Below are 16,462 nucleotides of genomic sequence, written 5' to 3'. Positions count from 1 at the left end.
CGGGTAGAAGAAGGGAATGTCCTTGACCAATCCACTCACGCTGGTCGCCGGGGGAGCGGGCTTCGTCGGCTCGCACCTGATCGCGCGCCTGCTGGATCAGGGCGACGAGGTGCTGTGTCTCGACAACCTGCAGACCGCGCGCGCTTCCAACCTCCGTCTGTTGGAGGGCAGGCCAGGCTTTCGCTTCATCAAGGCCGACATCGTCGATCCCTTGCCGCAGGCCGTGACAGCGGAGGCAGGCCGGATCACGCGTATCTACAATCTCGCCTGCGCCGCGTCGCCGCCGCTGTATCAGCTCGATCCCGAGCACACGATGATGACCAACGTGGTCGGCACCAACCGGCTGCTCCGGCTGGCGGAGAGCGCCGGCGCGCGGCTGCTGCTGACCTCGACCAGCGAGGTCTACGGCGATCCGGAGGTGCATCCGCAGCAGGAGGATTATCGCGGCTCGGTCAACTGCACCGGCCCGCGCGCCTGTTATGACGAAGGCAAGCGTGCGGCCGAGGCGCTGGCGTTCGATTATGCGCGGATGGGGCGGGCCGAGGTGCGGGTCGCGCGGCTGTTCAACACCTATGGCCCGCACATGCATCCCGAAGACGGCCGCGTCGTCTCCAACCTGATCTGTCAGGCGCTCTCCGACCGCGACATCACGCTTTACGGCGACGGCAGCCAGACGCGATCCTTCTGCTACGTCTCCGACATGGTGGACGCGCTGACGGCCTTGATGGAGAGCAATGTGGGGATGGAGCCGGTCAATGTCGGCAATCCGGTCGAGCTGACGGTCAAGGAGCTGGCCGACCATGTCGTCGCACTGACCGGCACGCGCAACAAGGTCGTCTACCTGCCGCTCCCCGTCGACGACCCGCGCCGTCGCCGCCCTGACATCAGCCGCGCCAAGGCGCTGCTTGGTTGGGAGCCGCGCGTCGGCTTGGCGGAGGGGCTGGAGAAGACCTGTGCCTGGTTTGCGGAGGAACTCGCCCGCCCGAAGATGGCCGCCGCCTGAGCCGCGTCGGTCAGGCGAGCGCCGCGACCAACGCTAACACGGGTGCGGCCAGCTCCGGCCGGCAGATCAGCAAGTCGGGCAACAGCGGGTCTTCGCAATTGTAGCGCAGCGGCGCGCCGTCGATCCGCGACGCGTGCAGCCCGCCCGCGAGCGCGACCGCGGCGGGGGCGCAGTTGTCCCATTCATACTGCCCGCCGGTGTGCAGATAGATGTCCGCGCGCCCATCCAGCACCGCCATCGCCTTCGCGCCGGCCGATCCCATGCCGATCAAGTCCGCCGCGAGCGCCCCTGCGACGCGCTCGACCAGAGCCGGGCACCGAGTCCGGCTCGCGACCAGCCGCGGGCGGGCGGGGGCAGGGGCCAGTGCCACGCGCGGATCGTCGCTTGCGAATACCTGTCCACGCATCGGCAGCGCCACGGCACCGACCGCCGGAACCCCGTCGATCGCCAGCCCGACATGGACCGCCCAATCGTCGAGCCCGTCCGCATAGTCGCGGGTGCCGTCGAGCGGATCGACCACCCACACGCGCCGCGCCGCGCAGCGCCGACGATCGTCCGCGGACTCTTCGGACAGGATGAAGTCGTCGGGCCGCGCCGCGCGCAGCCGCGCCTGGATCAGGTCATCCGCCTGCCGGTCGCCGCGATCGCCCATCTCCGCGCCCGCACAGTCGCCCCTGGCGCGGATGGCGAGCAGCAGCGCCCCCGCCTCCCGCGCCACCGCGCGCGCGAGCTCGGCGTCGGTCACAGGTCATGGCTCCAGACGCCGGTGACATGCTCGACGATCCGCGCGGCGGCGGCCTCCGCGCTCTCGCGCGTCGTGTCGATCCGGATTTCCGGTGAGAGCGGGGGTTCATAGGGGCTGGAGATGCCGGTGAACTCCGCGATCTCTCCCGCGCGCGCCTTGGCGTACAGACCCTTCGCGTCGCGCGCTTCCGCCACGTCGAGCGGCGCATCCACGAACACCTCGACGAACTCGCCTGGGTTCAGGCGCGCGCGCACCGCATCGCGCTCGGCGCGAAAGGGCGAGATCAGCGCGGTCAGCACGATCAGCCCGGCGTCGGTCATCAGCTTCGCGACCTCGCCGGTGCGGCGGATGTTCTCGGCACGATCGGCGGCGGAGAAGCCGAGATCCCGGGTGAGGCCATGGCGCAGATTGTCGCCGTCGAGTAGAAAGCTGTGCTTGCCCAACGCCTTCAGCCGCTGTTCGACCAGATTGGCGATGGTCGATTTGCCTGCGCCCGACAGGCCGGTGAACCAAAGCACACGCGGCTGTTGACCCTTTTGCAGCGCATGCGCCTCGCGCGTGACCTGCGCCGACTCCCAATGGACGTTGGTGGCGCGGCGGTGCGCATGGCGGATCAGCCCCGCCGCCGCCGTCGCGTTGGTGGCGCGATCGATCAAGATGAAGCCGCCCAGCTCCGAACCGTCGGAGTACGGAGTGAACGCGATGGAGCTGTCGGTGCGGAGGTCGGCGACGCCGATGTCGTTGAGCTGCAACGTCATCGCCGGCAGCTCGGCCTGCGTATTGACGTCGATGACGTGGCGAGGCGCGGCGACGCTGGCGCCGACGGTTTGGGTGCCGAGCTTGAGCAGATAGCCGCGCGACGGCGTCAACGGCGTGTGGTCCAGCCACACGAGCGTGGTGGAGAAATGGTCGGCGATCTCGGGCGGCGCCTCCGCGGCGGCGATCACGTCGCCGCGCGAACAATCGACCTCGTCCTCCAGCAGCAGCGTCACCGACTCGCCCGCCTGCGCCAACCGGCGGTCGCCGCCGAACGCCGCGATCCGCGCGACGCGACTGGTGCGCCCGGACGGTACCACCCGTACGGCGTCGCCGGGGCGTATCGTCCCGCTCGCGATCAGGCCGGTGAAGCCTCGGAAGTCCTGGTCCGGACGGTTGACCCATTGCACCGGCATCCGGAACGGCCCCGCCGCCGCGCGCTCCGCATCCACCGGCACGTCCTCGAGATGGTCGAGCAGTGTCGGCCCCTCGTACCACGGCATGTCGGGCGACCGGGCGAGGACGTTGGCGCCGGTCAGCCCGGACACGGGGATGGGTGTGAACGCCTTGATGCCGATCGAGTCCGCGAACATGCGATAATCGGTGACGATCGCGTCGAACCGATCCTGCTTGTGCCCGACCAAGTCCATCTTGTTGACCGCGAGCACCAGCTGCCGGACGCCAATCAGGTGCGCGAGCCAGCTGTGCCGCCGCGTTTGCGTCAGCACACCCTTGCGCGCGTCGATCAGGATTATGGCCAGGTCGGCGGTGGACGCGCCGGTGACCATGTTGCGCATATACTGCTCGTGACCCGGCGTGTCGGCGACGATGAACTTGCGCTGCTCGGTCGCGAAGAAGCGATAGGCGACGTCGATGGTGATGCCCTGCTCGCGCTCAGCGGCGAGGCCGTCGACCAGCAGCGCGAAATCTAGGCCCTCGCCCTGGGTGCCGACGCGGCGCGAATCCGCCTCCAATTGCGTGAGCTGGTCGGAGAAGATCGCTTTGGTATCGTGCAGCAGCCGGCCGATCAGCGTCGATTTGCCGTCGTCTACCGAGCCGCAGGTGATGAAGCGGAGAAGGGAGGTGGCCAGGGGGGGCGACATCAGAAATACCCCTCCCGCTTCTTCTTCTCCATGCTCGCGGACTGGTCGCGGTCGATGGCGCGGCCCTGGCGTTCCGACGTGGTCGCAGCCTGCATCTCCGCGATGATGCCGGGCAGGTCCGCCGCCTCGCTCTCCACCGCGCCGGTCAGCGGATAGCAACCGAGCGTGCGGAAGCGGATGGAGCGTTCGACCGGAGTCTCGCCGGGAGAGAAGCGGAAGCGGTGGTCGTCGACCATCAGGATCAGCCCGTCGCGCTCCACAGTAGGGCGCGGTGCCGAGAAATACAGCGGAACGATCTCGATATTCTCGGCGAGGATGTACTGCCACACGTCCAGCTCCGTCCAGTTGGACAGTGGGAACACGCGCATGCTCTCGCCCGGATTGATGCGGGCATTGTACAGCCGCCACAGCTCGGGCCGCTGCGCCTTGGGATCCCAGGCGTGGCTGGCGGAGCGAAAGGAGAAGATGCGCTCCTTGGCACGGGATGCCTCCTCGTCGCGCCTCGCGCCGCCGAACGCCGCGTCGTAGCGGCCGGCGGTCAGCGCCTGCTTCAGCCCTTGCGTCTTCCACAGGTCGGTGTGGCGGGGGCCGTGGTCGAAGGGGTTGATGCCGTCTCGCTCTGCGTCCGGGTTGCGGTGGACGATCAGTTCCATGCCAGCGGCGGCGGCGGCCCGGTCGCGCAGCTCGTACATCGCGCGGAATTTCCAGGTCGTATCGACATGGAGCAGGGGGAAGGGCGGCCGCGCCGGCCAGAATGCCTTGCGCGCCAGGTGCAGCATGACCGCGGAGTCCTTGCCGACCGAGTACAGCATCACCGGCCGCTCCGCCTCGGCCACCACCTCGCGCAGAATATGGATGCTCTCGGCTTCGAGGCGTTGAAGGTGCGTCAGTCCGCTCATCTGCGCTGGTCACATAAGCCGCGCAGCGGAACGCGCGAAGAACTTATCCTGTGGCACGGCAAAGCCGCCGCTAACTCTCGCTCGTGACCTCCACCGAATGCAGAATACGGGAGCCCGCCATGAACACCGCCGCCGGGCAGCATGCGAAGAGGAGCCAGCCGCCGACACCAGGATATTGCGCCATATAGTGAACGCCGCGTTCCACCGCGCCGAGCGACAGCCCATAGATGATGAGGAACGCCTCGAACTTGGTCTTGATGGTGAACAGGCGTGCGATGCGAGCGAACATGCGGGTAGCGTAGCAAAGTCCGGGCCAAGCGCGGTTTTCCGCCGATCAGCGATCTGCAAAGATGGTTAGCTGTAAGTTAATTCGACAAGGTCGAGCGCGCGCAGCAGGGTCAGGCGGGCGGCCTCCGCCGCCGGCCACGCACCAAGCGTATCGTGCTCGGCGGCGGTCACCTGCTCCGGCCAATGCGCCTCGACGATCTCGCCGATACGGTCGAGCTTGGCTTCATCCATCAGGAACCGCGCGTCGACCGTCGCGGGATCACAAACGACGCGCAACCGCAGGCAGGCCGGGCCGCCGCCGTTCGCCATCGATTCGCGCACGTCGACCGGCACCAGCCGCCGGATCGGGCCATTACCCGCCACCAGCGCCTCCAGCCAGGTCCAGACCCGCGGCTTCGCCTGCGCTTCGTCCGGCAGGATCAGCGCCATGCCACCGGCGGGCAGGGTCACCAGCTGGGCGTTGAACAGGTAGCTGGCGACCGCCTCCGCCAGGCTGACGGCGCTAGCCGGAACCTCGATGATCTCGACCGAAGGCAGCCGCGTCCGCAGCGAGTCGAAGAAGCGCGCCTTGTCGGCAAAGGCGTGTTCGTGCGCGAACAGCACGCGTTCGTTGGCTACCGCAACCACGTCGTTGTGGAACGCGCCGGCCGCGATCGCCTCGGGCGACTGCTGGACGAACAGCGCATCGACGTCATGGCGTCGCGCGATGGCCGCGCTCGCCTGGCGATGCTGGCGAGCCGGGAAGGGTCCGCCCGGTTCGCCATGAACGAACACTTCGACGCCAGGCGTGCCGTGATGCTCGCACAGCCGCATATGATTGGCCGCGCCCTCGTCTCCGAACGGCGGCGGCACCGGGTCGTGGACGGCGAACGCCGAGTTCGCGAAGGCGAGGCGCAGCTGACGCAGCGTCTCCGGCCACTCATGACTGCGATGCGGCATGGTGATTAGGTTGGCGACGCTGAGATGGCAACGCCCGTCCGCCGTATCGGGCGCCGGCGAGACGGTGGCGGCATTGGCCGCCCACATCGCCGAGGCGGAGCTCGCCGCTGGCCATAGCGGCCCGGCATGCCCGGCGTGGGTTGCCATCGCAGCCAGCCAGCGCGAGTTCGGGCGCGGGTGGGGGAGGAGGATGCCCTGAGCCAGCCCCAGCCGCAGGTTGGCGCGCATCTTGGCTAACCCCTGCAATGCCGCCGCGCGCGGGTACGAAGTGCGCCCGGCGTTCGCGGTCGCCGCCAGGTTGCCGAGGCTGAGCCCGGCATAATTGTGAGTCGGCCCGACGATGCCGTCGAAGTTGATCTCGACCAGGCTCACAGCAGGCGCGGGACGTGGTGGATGCTGTCGCCGGCGGTCAGTCGTAAGGCGCTCGCACAGGCATCCTGCACCGCCACGCCGCCGGGAAAGGCGTGGACCGTGCCGAAGGCGCAGCGGAAGTCGCTCAGGCGGCCGGTGGCGATCAGCGACTCCTCGCCCCCGGCCGCATCGGTCGCCGCCACGGTGGCGACCTGTGCCTCCGCGACCGAGCGCACCCGATCGGTCCGCGCGGTCATGGTCGGGCCGCCGTCGAAGATGTCGACATATCGCTCATACGCGAAGCCCTCGTTCTCCAGCATCCGCATCGCCGCACGGCCGGAAGGGTGCGGCAGGCCGATTGCGGCGCGCGCGGTCTCGCTCAGCATCGCGGTATAGATCGGATGCTTGGGCATCAGGTCGGCGATGAACTGATGGCCGTTGACGCCGTTGAACTCATCCGCGTCCTGGAAATTCATCCCGAAGAAGCGGCCCGCCAGCCCGTCCCAGACGGGCGAGCCCCCCGCCTCGTCGATCACCCCGCGCAGCTCGGCCAGGATGCGATCGGCGAAGCGCGGGCGATGCATGGCGATGAACAGATAGCGCGACCGCGCCAGCAGCAGCCCCAGCCCGCCGGCGCGCTCGCCCGGGTGGAGGAACAGCCCGCCGACCTCGGCCGAGCCCTCCAGGTCGGTAGTCAGGGACAGCATCTCGGCGCGGAAGGTGCGCGCGAGCTTGGTCGAATGCTGCGTGAGGGTGCCCAGGCGGTACGAGTAGAAGGGCTGGCTGCGACCGACCTCGGTGAACAGCTGGCAGGTGCCGCGCACCTCGCCGGTCGCGGTATTCTCCAGCACCAGCACGAACAGCTCGTCGCCGAGCGTGTCTTCAGCCCGCGCGAACGCGGCGGCGCTGCGCTCCAACTTCGCGCGCAGCGCCTTGCGGTCGGGCGGCAAATTGGTGAAGCCGCCGCCGGTCAGCTTCGCCATCTCATACAGCGGCTGCAGGTCGCCATCGATCGCGGCGCGGACGACGAAGGTCACAGGTGCTTCCGGAATGCGGCGAGCACGTCGCGATAGAGCTGCTGCTTGAACGGCACGATCAGCGCCGGCAGGTCGGCGGGATCGACCCAGCGCCAGGCGCGGAATTCAGGGTGCTGCGTGGCGATGTTAACGTCGCTGTCCGGGCCGGTGAAGCGGAACAGGAACCACCGCTGCCGCTGGCCGCGCCACTTACCGCGCCACATCTTGCCGACAAGCTCGGGCGGGAGGTCGTAGAACAGCTCATCGGGTGCCTCCGCGATGAGCTCCAGGTGCGCTGGCGCGATGCCTGTCTCCTCGCCCACCTCGCGCAGCGCGGCGGCGGCCGCGTCCTCGCCGGGGTCGATGCCCCCCTGCGGCATCTGCCAGGCATCAAGATCGGTGTCGATGCGCTGGCCGACGAACACCTTGTCGTCGCGGTTGACGATCATCGCGCCCGCGCAGGGGCGGTAGGGCAGGGACGCCGGCTCGGACGTTCCAGTGTCCTCCCTGCCGTGTTGGGTGGGCAGGGTCATGCGCCGGCCGCCTGCGCCATCACACGCTGGCCCTCGACCTCGGTCACCATCGCGCGCACCGCGGCCAGATACCCCGCCACGTCGCCGACGGCGGACGGGATCGCCTGGCGCAGGGTGATGAAGCCGTGAACGTTGCCCACCGCCTCGCGGAACACCACCGGCACGCCCGCCTGCGCCAGCTTGGCGGCATAGGCGCGGCCCTGGTCGCGGATCGGATCGAGGTTGGCGGTGATGATGACGGCAGGCGGCAGGCCGGCAAGGTCTGAGCCAAGGGGAGAGCCGCGCTGGTGCTGCAGGTCGGCGGCGTAGCAGTCGGCGAACCAGTTCATCGAGTCGGCCGTCAACAGATGGCCTTGTGCGAACTGCTCGAACGAGGGGTAGGCTCGGCCCATGTCGGTGGCGGGATAGATCGGCGCCTGTACCAGCACCGGCACCGTGGCGGGTCGGTCGCGCAGGTCCAGCGCCGCGACGATCGCGAGATTGCCGCCGGCGCTGTCGCCCATCAGCACCAGGCCTGTCACCTTGCGCCCCAGTGCCGCCGGAGTGTCCGCCACCCAGCGCGCCGCCGCCTCGGCATCGTCGGGCGCGGCCGGCCACTTCGCCTCGGGCGCGAGCCGGTAATCCACCGCGACCAGCGGTAAATCGAGCAGCCGCGATGCCTCCGCGCAGAAGCTCGCATGAGTGTCGAGATCGCCGATGACGAAGCCGCCCCCGTGGAAGAACACCACCGCCGGCCCGGGTGGGCGTGAGGGTCGCACGTCGAACAGCCGCGCCGCGATCGGCCCGGCGGGACCGGGGATCGACAGGTCGACGACCGTCGCCAGCTCCCCGAGCGGCAGGTCAGCCACATCCTTCATCGTCCGGTACATCGCACGCGCGGCGGGCGCGCCGACCTCGTGCGTCTTGGGGCCGGGCAGGGCGTTGAGATAGTCGAGGAAGCCACGCACGTCGGCGCGGACAAAGGGCTGTGCGGAGACCTCCCGCGGCGCGATTGAGGACAGGTCGTTCATAGGGGCTCTCCTGTCTCCGTTCGTGCTGAGCGTAGTCGAAGCACCTCGGGGCCATGCCCTTCGACTTCGCTCAGGGCGAACGGGTGAGTTGGTCGTCTCGAATTTGCGCCTAACTATGCGGCGTGATCCACGTCACTATGCGGCGTGATCCACGTCGTCCACCACCCCAACTATGTCGCAGCCCCCGACCCGAGTGCGCAGCGTGGGTCGAAGATGGCGCAATCGAGCAAGAACGGGCTGATCCGAGACATGCTCCGGGACAGCGGCGTGCCTGTCGCCTGGCACACGCCCGAGCCGATGCCGCGCGCGTGGCTGGAGGTGGTGCACGACCCCGATTATGTCGCGCAAGTGCTCGCCGCCGCGGTGCCGCGCGACAAGGAGCGGCGGATCGGCTTTGCCGTCACCCCGCAGGTGGCAAGGCGGGCACAGGCGGTGCCCGGCGGCACCTGGCTCGCGGCACGGCTGGCATTGGAACACGGCTTCGCGGCGAACAGCGCCGGCGGCAGCCACCACGCGCTGGCGGACACCGGCGCGGGCTATTGCGTGTTCAACGACCTTGCTCTGGCGGCGGTGCGGCTGATCGAGGAGGCGACGGTGGCGCGGCTGCTGGTGGTTGATGTCGATGTTCACCAGGGCGACGGCACTGCGGCGCTGACGGCAGGACGGCCGGAGATCGCAACCTATTCGATCCATGCCGCGAAGAACTTCCCGGTCCGCAAGGCTCGCTCGACCTTGGACGTGGCGCTGGCGGACGGGGTGGGGGACGACGATTATCTCGCCACACTGGAGGAAACGCTGACGCCGCTGCTCGAGGAATTGCGGCCGCAGCTGATCCTCTATCAGGCCGGCGTCGACCCGTTAGCGGGCGACCAGCTGGGGCGGCTGGCGCTGACGGAGGCGGGGCTGGCCCACCGCGAGCGGCTGGTCGCGCGGCTGGCGGTCGAACGCGCCATCCCGCTCGCGAGCACGGTCGGCGGTGGCTATGGCGCGGACAAGCCGGCTATCGCGCGGCGACATGTTACAGCGATTCTGACCTTGGGAGAGACGTTCGCTTCCTTTTTAACTTCTTCCCCGGCGGAGGCCGGGGCCCAGTTGCCATGATCCAGGTTGGAGAACGACGACGTATCACGGAACGTCTTGCAACCGGGCCCGGGCCTCTGCCGAGGAGATAAGAGGTAAGCCCAGCTACGCCCTACCACGCTCATTCTTCTTGGCCCCGCCGCCCGGACCGGCCTAGAGGGTCGCCAAGAAAGAGGACCACCCACATGGCGACCGCCGCCCACGAAGTGACGCCCGCGGAGGCGTCCGCCCACCCGAACCCGGAATCCGTGGTCGTCCGCTTCGCGGGCGATTCCGGCGACGGCATGCAGCTGACCGGCGGGCAGTTCACGCTGTCGACCGCGCTCGCCGGCAACGATCTCGCGACCTTTCCCGACTTCCCGGCCGAGATTCGCGCGCCGCAGGGGACGCTGTTCGGTGTCTCCGCGTTCCAGATCAACTTCGGGTCGACTGATATCGAGACCGCGGGCGACGAGCCCGACGTGCTGATCGCGATGAACCCGGCCGGGCTGAAGGTGAACGTCGACGCGCTGCGCCCCGGTGGCCTCATCATCGCCGACGAGGGCGAGTTCAACGCGCGCAACCTCGCCAAGGCCAAGTACGACAGCAACCCGCTGCTCGACGACAGCTTGGGCAAGTGGCAGCTGATCAGCCTCAACATCTCGCAGCTGACGCTCGATGCGGTGAAGCCCTTCGGCCTCGGCAACAAGGAGGCGCTGCGCTGCAAGAACATGTGGACGCTGGGCCTGGCGCTGTGGATGTTCGACCGCGACCGCGCGCCGATCGTCGACTGGCTCAAGACCAAGTTCGCCAAGATGCCGACGCTGGCGGAGGCGAACATCGCCGCGCTCAACGCCGGTCACGCGTATGGCGAGACAGCCGAGTTGGCGGGGCCGCTGAAACAGCACCAGATCGGCGTCGCCCCAGCGGAGGCGGGGCTGTGGCGGACCGTGACGGGGGCGGACTCGATCAGCCTCGGGCTGGTGGCGGGTGCGCAGCTCGCGGGTCTGCGCATGTTCTTCGGCGGCTATCCGATCACGCCGGCATCGGCGATCCTGCACTCGCTGTCGCGGCTGAAGGAGTTCGGCGTCACCACCTTCCAGGCGGAGGACGAGATCGCCGCCATCGGCTCCGCGATCGGCGCCAGCTATGCGGGGCAACTCGGCGTCACCTCCTCGTCCGGCCCCGGCATCGCCCTCAAGGGCGAGGCAATGGGGCTGGCGATCATGACCGAGCTGCCGCTGGTCATCGTCAACTCGCAACGCGGCGGGCCGTCGACCGGCTTGCCGACCAAGACCGAGCAGTCCGACCTCTACCAGGCGGTGTACGGCCGCAACGGCGACGCGCCGATGCCGGTGATCGCGGCGCGCTCCGCCGCCGATTGCTTCGACGTGGCAATCGAGGCGGTGCGGATCGCGACCCAGTATATGACGCCGGTCATGGTGCTGACCGACGGCTATATCGCCAATGCCGCGGAGCCTTGGAAGGTGCCTGATTTCAGCAGCTACCAGCCTTTCCCTGTCACCTTTGCGCAGGACACGGGCGAAGGCTTCCAGCCCTATTCGCGCGACACGAAGCTGGCGCGGCCTTGGGCGAAGCCGGGTACGCCCGGCCTGCTCCACCGCATCGGCGGCATCGAGAAGAAGCAGGGCACCGGCAATATCGACTATTCGCCCGGCAACCACCAGGAGATGACCGACACCCGCACTGCAAAGGTCGCGAATATTGTCGTGCCGGACCAAGAGATCGAGCTCGGCGAGGCGGGCGGCAAGCTGGTGGTGGTCGGCTGGGGCTCGACCTTCGGCCCCATCCACCAGGCGGTGCGCCGTGCTCGCAAGCGCGGTCAGGACGTCAGCCACATCCACATCCGCCATATTTGGCCGATGCCGAAGAATTTGGCTGTCCTACTGCGCAGCTACGAGTCCATACTCGTGCCCGAGATGAATACCGGCCAGCTCAAGACCGTGCTGCGCGACCAATTCCTGGTCGATGCCAAGCCCTTGAACAAGGTGTCCGGACAACCATTTCGGATCTCGGAGATCGAGGCCGCGATCGACGCGGCGCTCGGCGGCGCCACGCCTCGGCTCGCGCCCGACCGTCAGCAGCTACCAGAGCCGCACTCCGGGCACGACGACGGCACCTTGTCCGACCATCTCTCGCCGCAATCGGCGTGACCTCCGCAACAGTGTGAACTTAGTGTGACCTTTCAATCCTGCGGGACCACCCGATGAACGACATGACCCCCTTCCTCACCAAGCCCAAGGACTGGGAGACCGATCAGGAGGTCCGCTGGTGCCCCGGCTGCGGGGACTATGCGATCCTGAAGGCGGTGCAGCGCACCATGCCGGAGATCGGGGCGCGGCCGGAGAACACGGTGTTCGTGTCCGGCATCGGCTGCTCGTCGCGCTTCCCCTATTACATGGAGACCTACGGCTTCCACACCATCCACGGCCGCGCGCCAACCATTGCCACGGGGGTGAAGCTCGCCAATCCGGAGCTCGACGTGTGGGTCATCACCGGCGACGGCGATGCATTGTCGATCGGCGGCAACCACACGATGCACCTGCTCAGGCGCAACCTGAACTGCCAATTCCTGCTGTTCAACAACGAGATCTACGGCCTCACCAAGGGGCAGTATTCGCCCACCTCCCGCGTCGGCACCCGCTCGCCGACGTCGCCGCTCGGCTCGGTCGATCGACCGGCCAATCCTTGTGCCTTCGCACTCGGCAGCGGCGCCCGGTTCGTGGCGCGCGCCATCGACGTCAACAAGAACCTCGTCGGCGTTCTCAAGGCTGCCTACGCCCACCAGGGCGCGGCGTTCGTGGAAATCTTCCAGAACTGCATCGTCTACAATGACGATGTGTTCGCGCCCTTCACCGAAAAGGCCAACGCCGGCACCGGCCAGCTTTGGGTCGAGCATGGCAAGCCGCTGCTGTTCGCGGCCGGCACCAAGGGGCTGGCGATGGACGCCGAGCGGCTGACGCTCAAGGTGGTGGACGTGACCGACGGCGATGTCGGTCAGGTCGTGGTGCACGACCAGACCAATCGCGGGCTTGCGCACATGCTGGTGGAAATGCCGTTCGGCCCGTTCCCGATGGCGCTCGGCGTGCTCTACGACGATCCAGCCCCGACCTTCGACAGCGCCGTCGTCGAGCAGAACACCGCCGCCGCGGCGGGCCGGAGGCCGGACATGCAGGCGCTGCTCGCCAAGGGCCAGACCTGGCAGGTCGACAAGCAGCCGCACGCTCTCTGATGTTCCGCCGTCACCCCGGCCTTGAGCCGGGGTCCCGCTCTTTCGGCGACGGGCAAGGCAGCGAGGCCGCGGGTCGAGCCCTGGGCGACGGCACGGTCGTCGCCCACCTCCTCGCACCGGCCTTCCACCGGATACTCGACCGGATCGACTCCGGCCTGGCGGAGGGTGGAATCGAGGCCAGCCTGCCCGACGGCACGCACCGCCTGCTCGGTGGCCGCAGGCCCGGCCCGACGCCGATCGTCGCCGTCCACCGCTGGCGCGCGCTAGTGCGGCTGGTGACCGGCGGCTCGATCGGCTGGTACCAGGCATGGGCGGATGGCGACTGGTCGAGCCCCGATCCGGTGCCGCTGTTCGACCTGTTCATGCGCAATCGGGTGTCCCTGGGCAGGGTCGCGCGATCGGGCGGGCCGAGACGGCTTGCCGCCCGTGTCTGGCATGCGTTCCGTCGCAATACCCCCACTAGGGCGCGCGAGAACATCGAGGCGCACTACGACCTCGGCAACGATTTTTACCGCGAGTGGCTCGACGACAGCCTGACCTATTCGGCGGCGATGTTCGAGGACGCGGAGCCGCTCGAGGTCGCCCAGAAGCGCAAGCTCCACTCGATCCTGTCCCGCACTGGGGCGACGCCTGGCAACCAGGTGTTAGAGATCGGTTGCGGTTGGGGCTCGTTCGCCTCGGTCGCCGCGAACGGCGGGATCAGGGTGCACGGTATCACGCTGTCGAGCGAGCAGAAGGCGGTAGTCGACTCGCTGGAGCTGCCCGGGGTCACCGTCTCGCTCACCGACTATCGCGAAGAGCAGGGGCAATATGATGCCGTCGCCTCGATCGAGATGGTGGAGGCGGTGGGGCAGGAGTATTGGCCGGCCTATCTCGACACGATCGCGCGGGTGCTGAGATCCGGTGGCCGCGCCGCGCTCCAATACATCAGCATCGCCGACGACGTTTTCCCGCGCTACGCGGCCAGTGTTGACTTCATCCAGCGCTACATTTTTCCAGGCGGAATGCTGCTATCAACGACTCGCTTCCAGGCGCTGGCCGAGGAGCGCGGGCTGGTCTGGACCGACGTTCACGCCTTCGGGATCCATTACGCCGAGACGCTGCACCATTGGCGCGAGCGGTTCGATCTCGCGGTAGCCGAAGGCCGCTTGCCGAAGCGGCTCGACGCCCGCTTTGTCGCGCTATGGCGCTACTATCTGATGTACTGCGAGGGCGGCTTCCGCGGCGGCGGTATCGAAGTCCAGCAGGTCACGCTGGTGAAGCGATGACCCGCTCGCGGTGCCCGTCTTCAAACCCGCTCACCGCCAGCGATGCGATCCGCTGTGCCACCACGGCTGGAGCCTTGACGGACAGCGGGTCTTCGCCCGGATAGGCACGCGCGCGCATCGCGGTGCGGGTCGCCCCGGGATCGACGATGGCGGTGCGCACACGGCTGATCGCCGCCATTTCGTCGCCATAAGCGGCCAACAGCGTCTCGAACGCCGCCTTCGATGCGCCGTACAGACCCCAATACGCGCGCGGCTCACGTCCGACCGACGAGGTGACGCCGATCACCTTTGCCGCCTGCGATCGCCGCAGCATCGGGTCGAAAGCTGCGATCAACGCCGCCTGCGCACTGACGTTGAGGGTCAGCACCCGCGCCATCTCCGCCGGATCGATCGCAGGCACCGCGCCGAGCGAACCAAGCGTGGCGGCGTTAAGGACGAGCACGTCCAGTGCCTGCCAGCGTTCGCCGATCGCCGTTGCCAGCTTGGCGATCGCGTCGGTCTGCGTAAGGTCGAGCGGTGCAATCGTCGCGGAGCCGCCCGCCTGGAAGATGCGCTCCTCCACCTCGTCCAGCGCCTTGGCGGTGCGGGCGGTGAGGACGACATGCGCGCCGAGCGCCGCAAGCCCCTCGGCCGTGGCGGCGCCGATGCCACGACTGGCGCCGGTGACCAGCGCGAGTTGGCCGTCGAGTGGGCGATCGGTCATTGCATCCCTGAGCTTAGTTGACGCGCTCGGCCAGTAACGCGAACTGATCGACATCGGCCGCTTCGTCCTGATCGGTCAGCGTGGTCGGATAGTCGCCGGTGAAGCACGCGTCGCAATGCTTGGGCCGGATCGCCGCGCGCTCGGTCTCGCCCAGCGCCTTGTAGAGGCCGTCGATCGAGACGAAGGCGAGGCTGTCGGCATGGATGAAATCAGTCATCCCGCCGAGGTCGAGCTTGGCCGCGAGCAGCTTGGTCCGCTCCGGCGTGTCCACCCCGTAGAAGCAGCTGTGCCGCGTCGGCGGGGAGGCGATGCGGAGATGAACCTCCGCCGCGCCGGCCTCGCGCATCATCTGGACGATCTTGAGGCTGGTGGTGCCGCGCACGATCGAGTCATCGATCAGGATGACGCGCTTGCCCTTGATCAGCGCTCGGTTCGCGTTGTGCTTGAGCTTGACGCCAAGGTGGCGGACGCCGTCGCCGGGCTGGATGAACGTGCGGCCGACATAGTGCGATCGGATGATCCCGAGCTCGAACGGGATGCCGGACTCCTGCGCATAACCGATCGCCGCCGGCACCCCAGAGTCGGGCACGGGAATGACGAGATCGGCGTCGACCGGCGCCTCGCGTGCGAGTTCGACGCCAATCTTCTTGCGGACGTCATAGATTGACCGCTCGTCCACGATCGAATCCGGGCGAGAGAAATACACCCATTCGAAGATGCAGGGCCGCGGGCTCATCGGCGCGAAGGGGCGGATCGAGCGCATCTCGGTGCCCTGGACGATCACCAACTCACCCGGTTGCACCGCGCGTTCGAAGGTCGCGCCCACGACGTCGAGCGCCACGGTCTCGCTGGCGAAAACCACCGCGCCATTCAGGCGCCCCATGACCAGGGGCCTGATGCCGAGCGGATCGCGGCAAGCGATCAGGCCCTCCGGAGTCATCACGATCAGCGAGTAAGCGCCCTCCACCTGCTTCAATGCGTCGATGAAGCGGTCGAGCAGCGTTCGGTAGCTGGAGGTCGCGACGAGGTGGATAATCGTCTCCGTGTCCGACGTCGACTGGAAGATCGACCCGCGCCGCACCAGCTCCTTGCGCAGCCGCTGCGCGTTGGAGATGTTGCCGTTGTGCGCGATCGCGAAGCCGCCGGATTGCAGCTCGGCATAAAGCGGCTGCACGTTACGGAGCACCGCCTCGCCGGTGGTCGAATAGCGGACGTGACCGGCGGCTACCGTGCCCGGCAGCGCGCGGATCACGTCGTCGCGGTCGAAATTGCCGGCGACGTGTCCCATCGCACGGTGGGTGTGGAAGGCGCGACCGTCGAACGAGGTGATCCCGGCCGCCTCCTGACCTCGGTGCTGAAGCGCGTGGAGCCCTAGCGCGACCAGGGCTGCGGCCGAGTCGCTGCCTGATACGCCAAAAATGCCGCACTCCTCGCGGAGCTTGTCGTCGTCGAATGGGTGGGTGGTCAGCATGATGCGGGGGCTCGCGTGGGGCAGGGGCGATATAGGAACATGGGTTAGCATTGTCGCCTGTTTGT

At 68.1% G+C, this 16,462-nt stretch carries 15 protein-coding genes; 5 read left to right on the top strand and 10 right to left on the bottom strand.

What is annotated here, in order from left to right; all coding sequences use genetic code 11:
• Positions 1–22: 22 nt before the first annotated feature.
• Positions 23–1,003: a UDP-glucuronic acid decarboxylase family protein gene (locus VFQ64_RS10665; RefSeq protein WP_325103263.1), complete on the top strand. Its 981-nt coding sequence runs from the start codon at positions 23–25 to the stop codon at positions 1,001–1,003.
• A gap of 10 nt (positions 1,004–1,013) precedes the next feature.
• Here the strand turns inward: VFQ64_RS10665 and VFQ64_RS10660 are convergent, their stop codons facing one another.
• From VFQ64_RS10660 to VFQ64_RS10625, 8 genes are all read right to left on the bottom strand, one after another.
• Complete coding sequence (locus VFQ64_RS10660; RefSeq protein WP_325103262.1) at positions 1,014–1,748, bottom strand: 3'(2'),5'-bisphosphate nucleotidase CysQ; 735 nt, start codon at positions 1,746–1,748, stop codon at positions 1,014–1,016.
• Positions 1,745–3,607: a sulfate adenylyltransferase subunit CysN gene (cysN, locus tag VFQ64_RS10655; RefSeq protein WP_325103261.1), complete on the bottom strand. Its 1,863-nt coding sequence runs from the start codon at positions 3,605–3,607 to the stop codon at positions 1,745–1,747. The genes VFQ64_RS10660 and cysN overlap by 4 nt, the downstream gene beginning before the upstream one ends.
• Entirely contained in the window at positions 3,607–4,506 is a 900-nt protein-coding gene (gene cysD, locus VFQ64_RS10650) for a sulfate adenylyltransferase subunit CysD (protein WP_325103260.1), read from the bottom strand. Before cysD ends, cysN begins: the two co-directional genes overlap by 1 nt.
• 70 nt (positions 4,507–4,576) lie before the next feature.
• Positions 4,577–4,795: a hypothetical protein gene (locus VFQ64_RS10645; RefSeq protein ID WP_325103259.1), complete on the bottom strand. Its 219-nt coding sequence runs from the start codon at positions 4,793–4,795 to the stop codon at positions 4,577–4,579.
• Positions 4,796–4,860: 65 nt separating this feature from the next.
• Positions 4,861–6,105 carry an N-succinylarginine dihydrolase gene (locus VFQ64_RS10640; RefSeq protein WP_325103258.1) on the bottom strand — a complete coding sequence of 415 codons (1,245 nt, stop codon included), beginning with the start codon at positions 6,103–6,105 and terminating at the stop codon, positions 4,861–4,863.
• Complete coding sequence (locus VFQ64_RS10635) at positions 6,102–7,121, bottom strand: arginine N-succinyltransferase (protein WP_325103257.1); 1,020 nt, start codon at positions 7,119–7,121, stop codon at positions 6,102–6,104. The genes VFQ64_RS10640 and VFQ64_RS10635 overlap by 4 nt, the downstream gene beginning before the upstream one ends.
• A complete protein-coding gene (locus tag VFQ64_RS10630) occupies positions 7,118–7,633 on the bottom strand; it encodes an RNA pyrophosphohydrolase (protein ID WP_325103256.1) in 516 nt (171 codons plus the stop codon). The genes VFQ64_RS10635 and VFQ64_RS10630 overlap by 4 nt, the downstream gene beginning before the upstream one ends.
• The gene (locus VFQ64_RS10625) at positions 7,630–8,643 is read right to left on the bottom strand and encodes an alpha/beta hydrolase (RefSeq protein WP_325103255.1); all 1,014 of its coding nucleotides are present in this window, start codon (positions 8,641–8,643) and stop codon (positions 7,630–7,632) included. The genes VFQ64_RS10630 and VFQ64_RS10625 overlap by 4 nt, the downstream gene beginning before the upstream one ends.
• A 144-nt stretch (positions 8,644–8,787) precedes the next feature.
• Here VFQ64_RS10625 and VFQ64_RS10620 point away from each other — a divergent pair, with 144 nt between their 5' ends.
• The 4 genes from VFQ64_RS10620 (at position 8,788) to VFQ64_RS10605 (ending at position 14,223) form a co-directional block, all read left to right on the top strand.
• A complete protein-coding gene (locus tag VFQ64_RS10620) occupies positions 8,788–9,744 on the top strand; it encodes a histone deacetylase (protein WP_325103254.1) in 957 nt (318 codons plus the stop codon).
• Between the two features lie 164 nt (positions 9,745–9,908).
• The gene (locus tag VFQ64_RS10615; RefSeq protein ID WP_325103253.1) at positions 9,909–11,876 is read left to right on the top strand and encodes a 2-oxoacid:acceptor oxidoreductase subunit alpha; all 1,968 of its coding nucleotides are present in this window, start codon (positions 9,909–9,911) and stop codon (positions 11,874–11,876) included.
• Between the two features lie 53 nt (positions 11,877–11,929).
• On the top strand, positions 11,930–12,955 hold the full coding sequence (locus VFQ64_RS10610; protein ID WP_325103252.1) for a 2-oxoacid:ferredoxin oxidoreductase subunit beta: 1,026 nt from the start codon (positions 11,930–11,932) through the stop codon (positions 12,953–12,955).
• Positions 12,955–14,223: a cyclopropane-fatty-acyl-phospholipid synthase family protein gene (locus VFQ64_RS10605; protein WP_325103251.1), complete on the top strand. Its 1,269-nt coding sequence runs from the start codon at positions 12,955–12,957 to the stop codon at positions 14,221–14,223. Before VFQ64_RS10610 ends, VFQ64_RS10605 begins: the two co-directional genes overlap by 1 nt.
• Here the strand turns inward: VFQ64_RS10605 and VFQ64_RS10600 are convergent.
• Entirely contained in the window at positions 14,204–14,926 is a 723-nt protein-coding gene (locus VFQ64_RS10600) for an SDR family NAD(P)-dependent oxidoreductase (RefSeq protein WP_325103250.1), read from the bottom strand. The two genes, VFQ64_RS10605 and VFQ64_RS10600, sit on opposite strands and share 20 nt — an antisense overlap.
• A gap of 13 nt (positions 14,927–14,939) precedes the next feature.
• Complete coding sequence (gene purF, locus VFQ64_RS10595; RefSeq protein ID WP_325103249.1) at positions 14,940–16,397, bottom strand: amidophosphoribosyltransferase; 1,458 nt, start codon at positions 16,395–16,397, stop codon at positions 14,940–14,942.
• Positions 16,398–16,462: the final 65 nt, after the last annotated feature.

The sequence above is a fragment of the Sphingomonas sp. genome (assembly GCF_035714405.1).
Classification (GTDB): domain Bacteria; phylum Pseudomonadota; class Alphaproteobacteria; order Sphingomonadales; family Sphingomonadaceae; genus Sphingomonas.
This window is presented reverse-complemented; position numbering and strand designations above follow the sequence as displayed.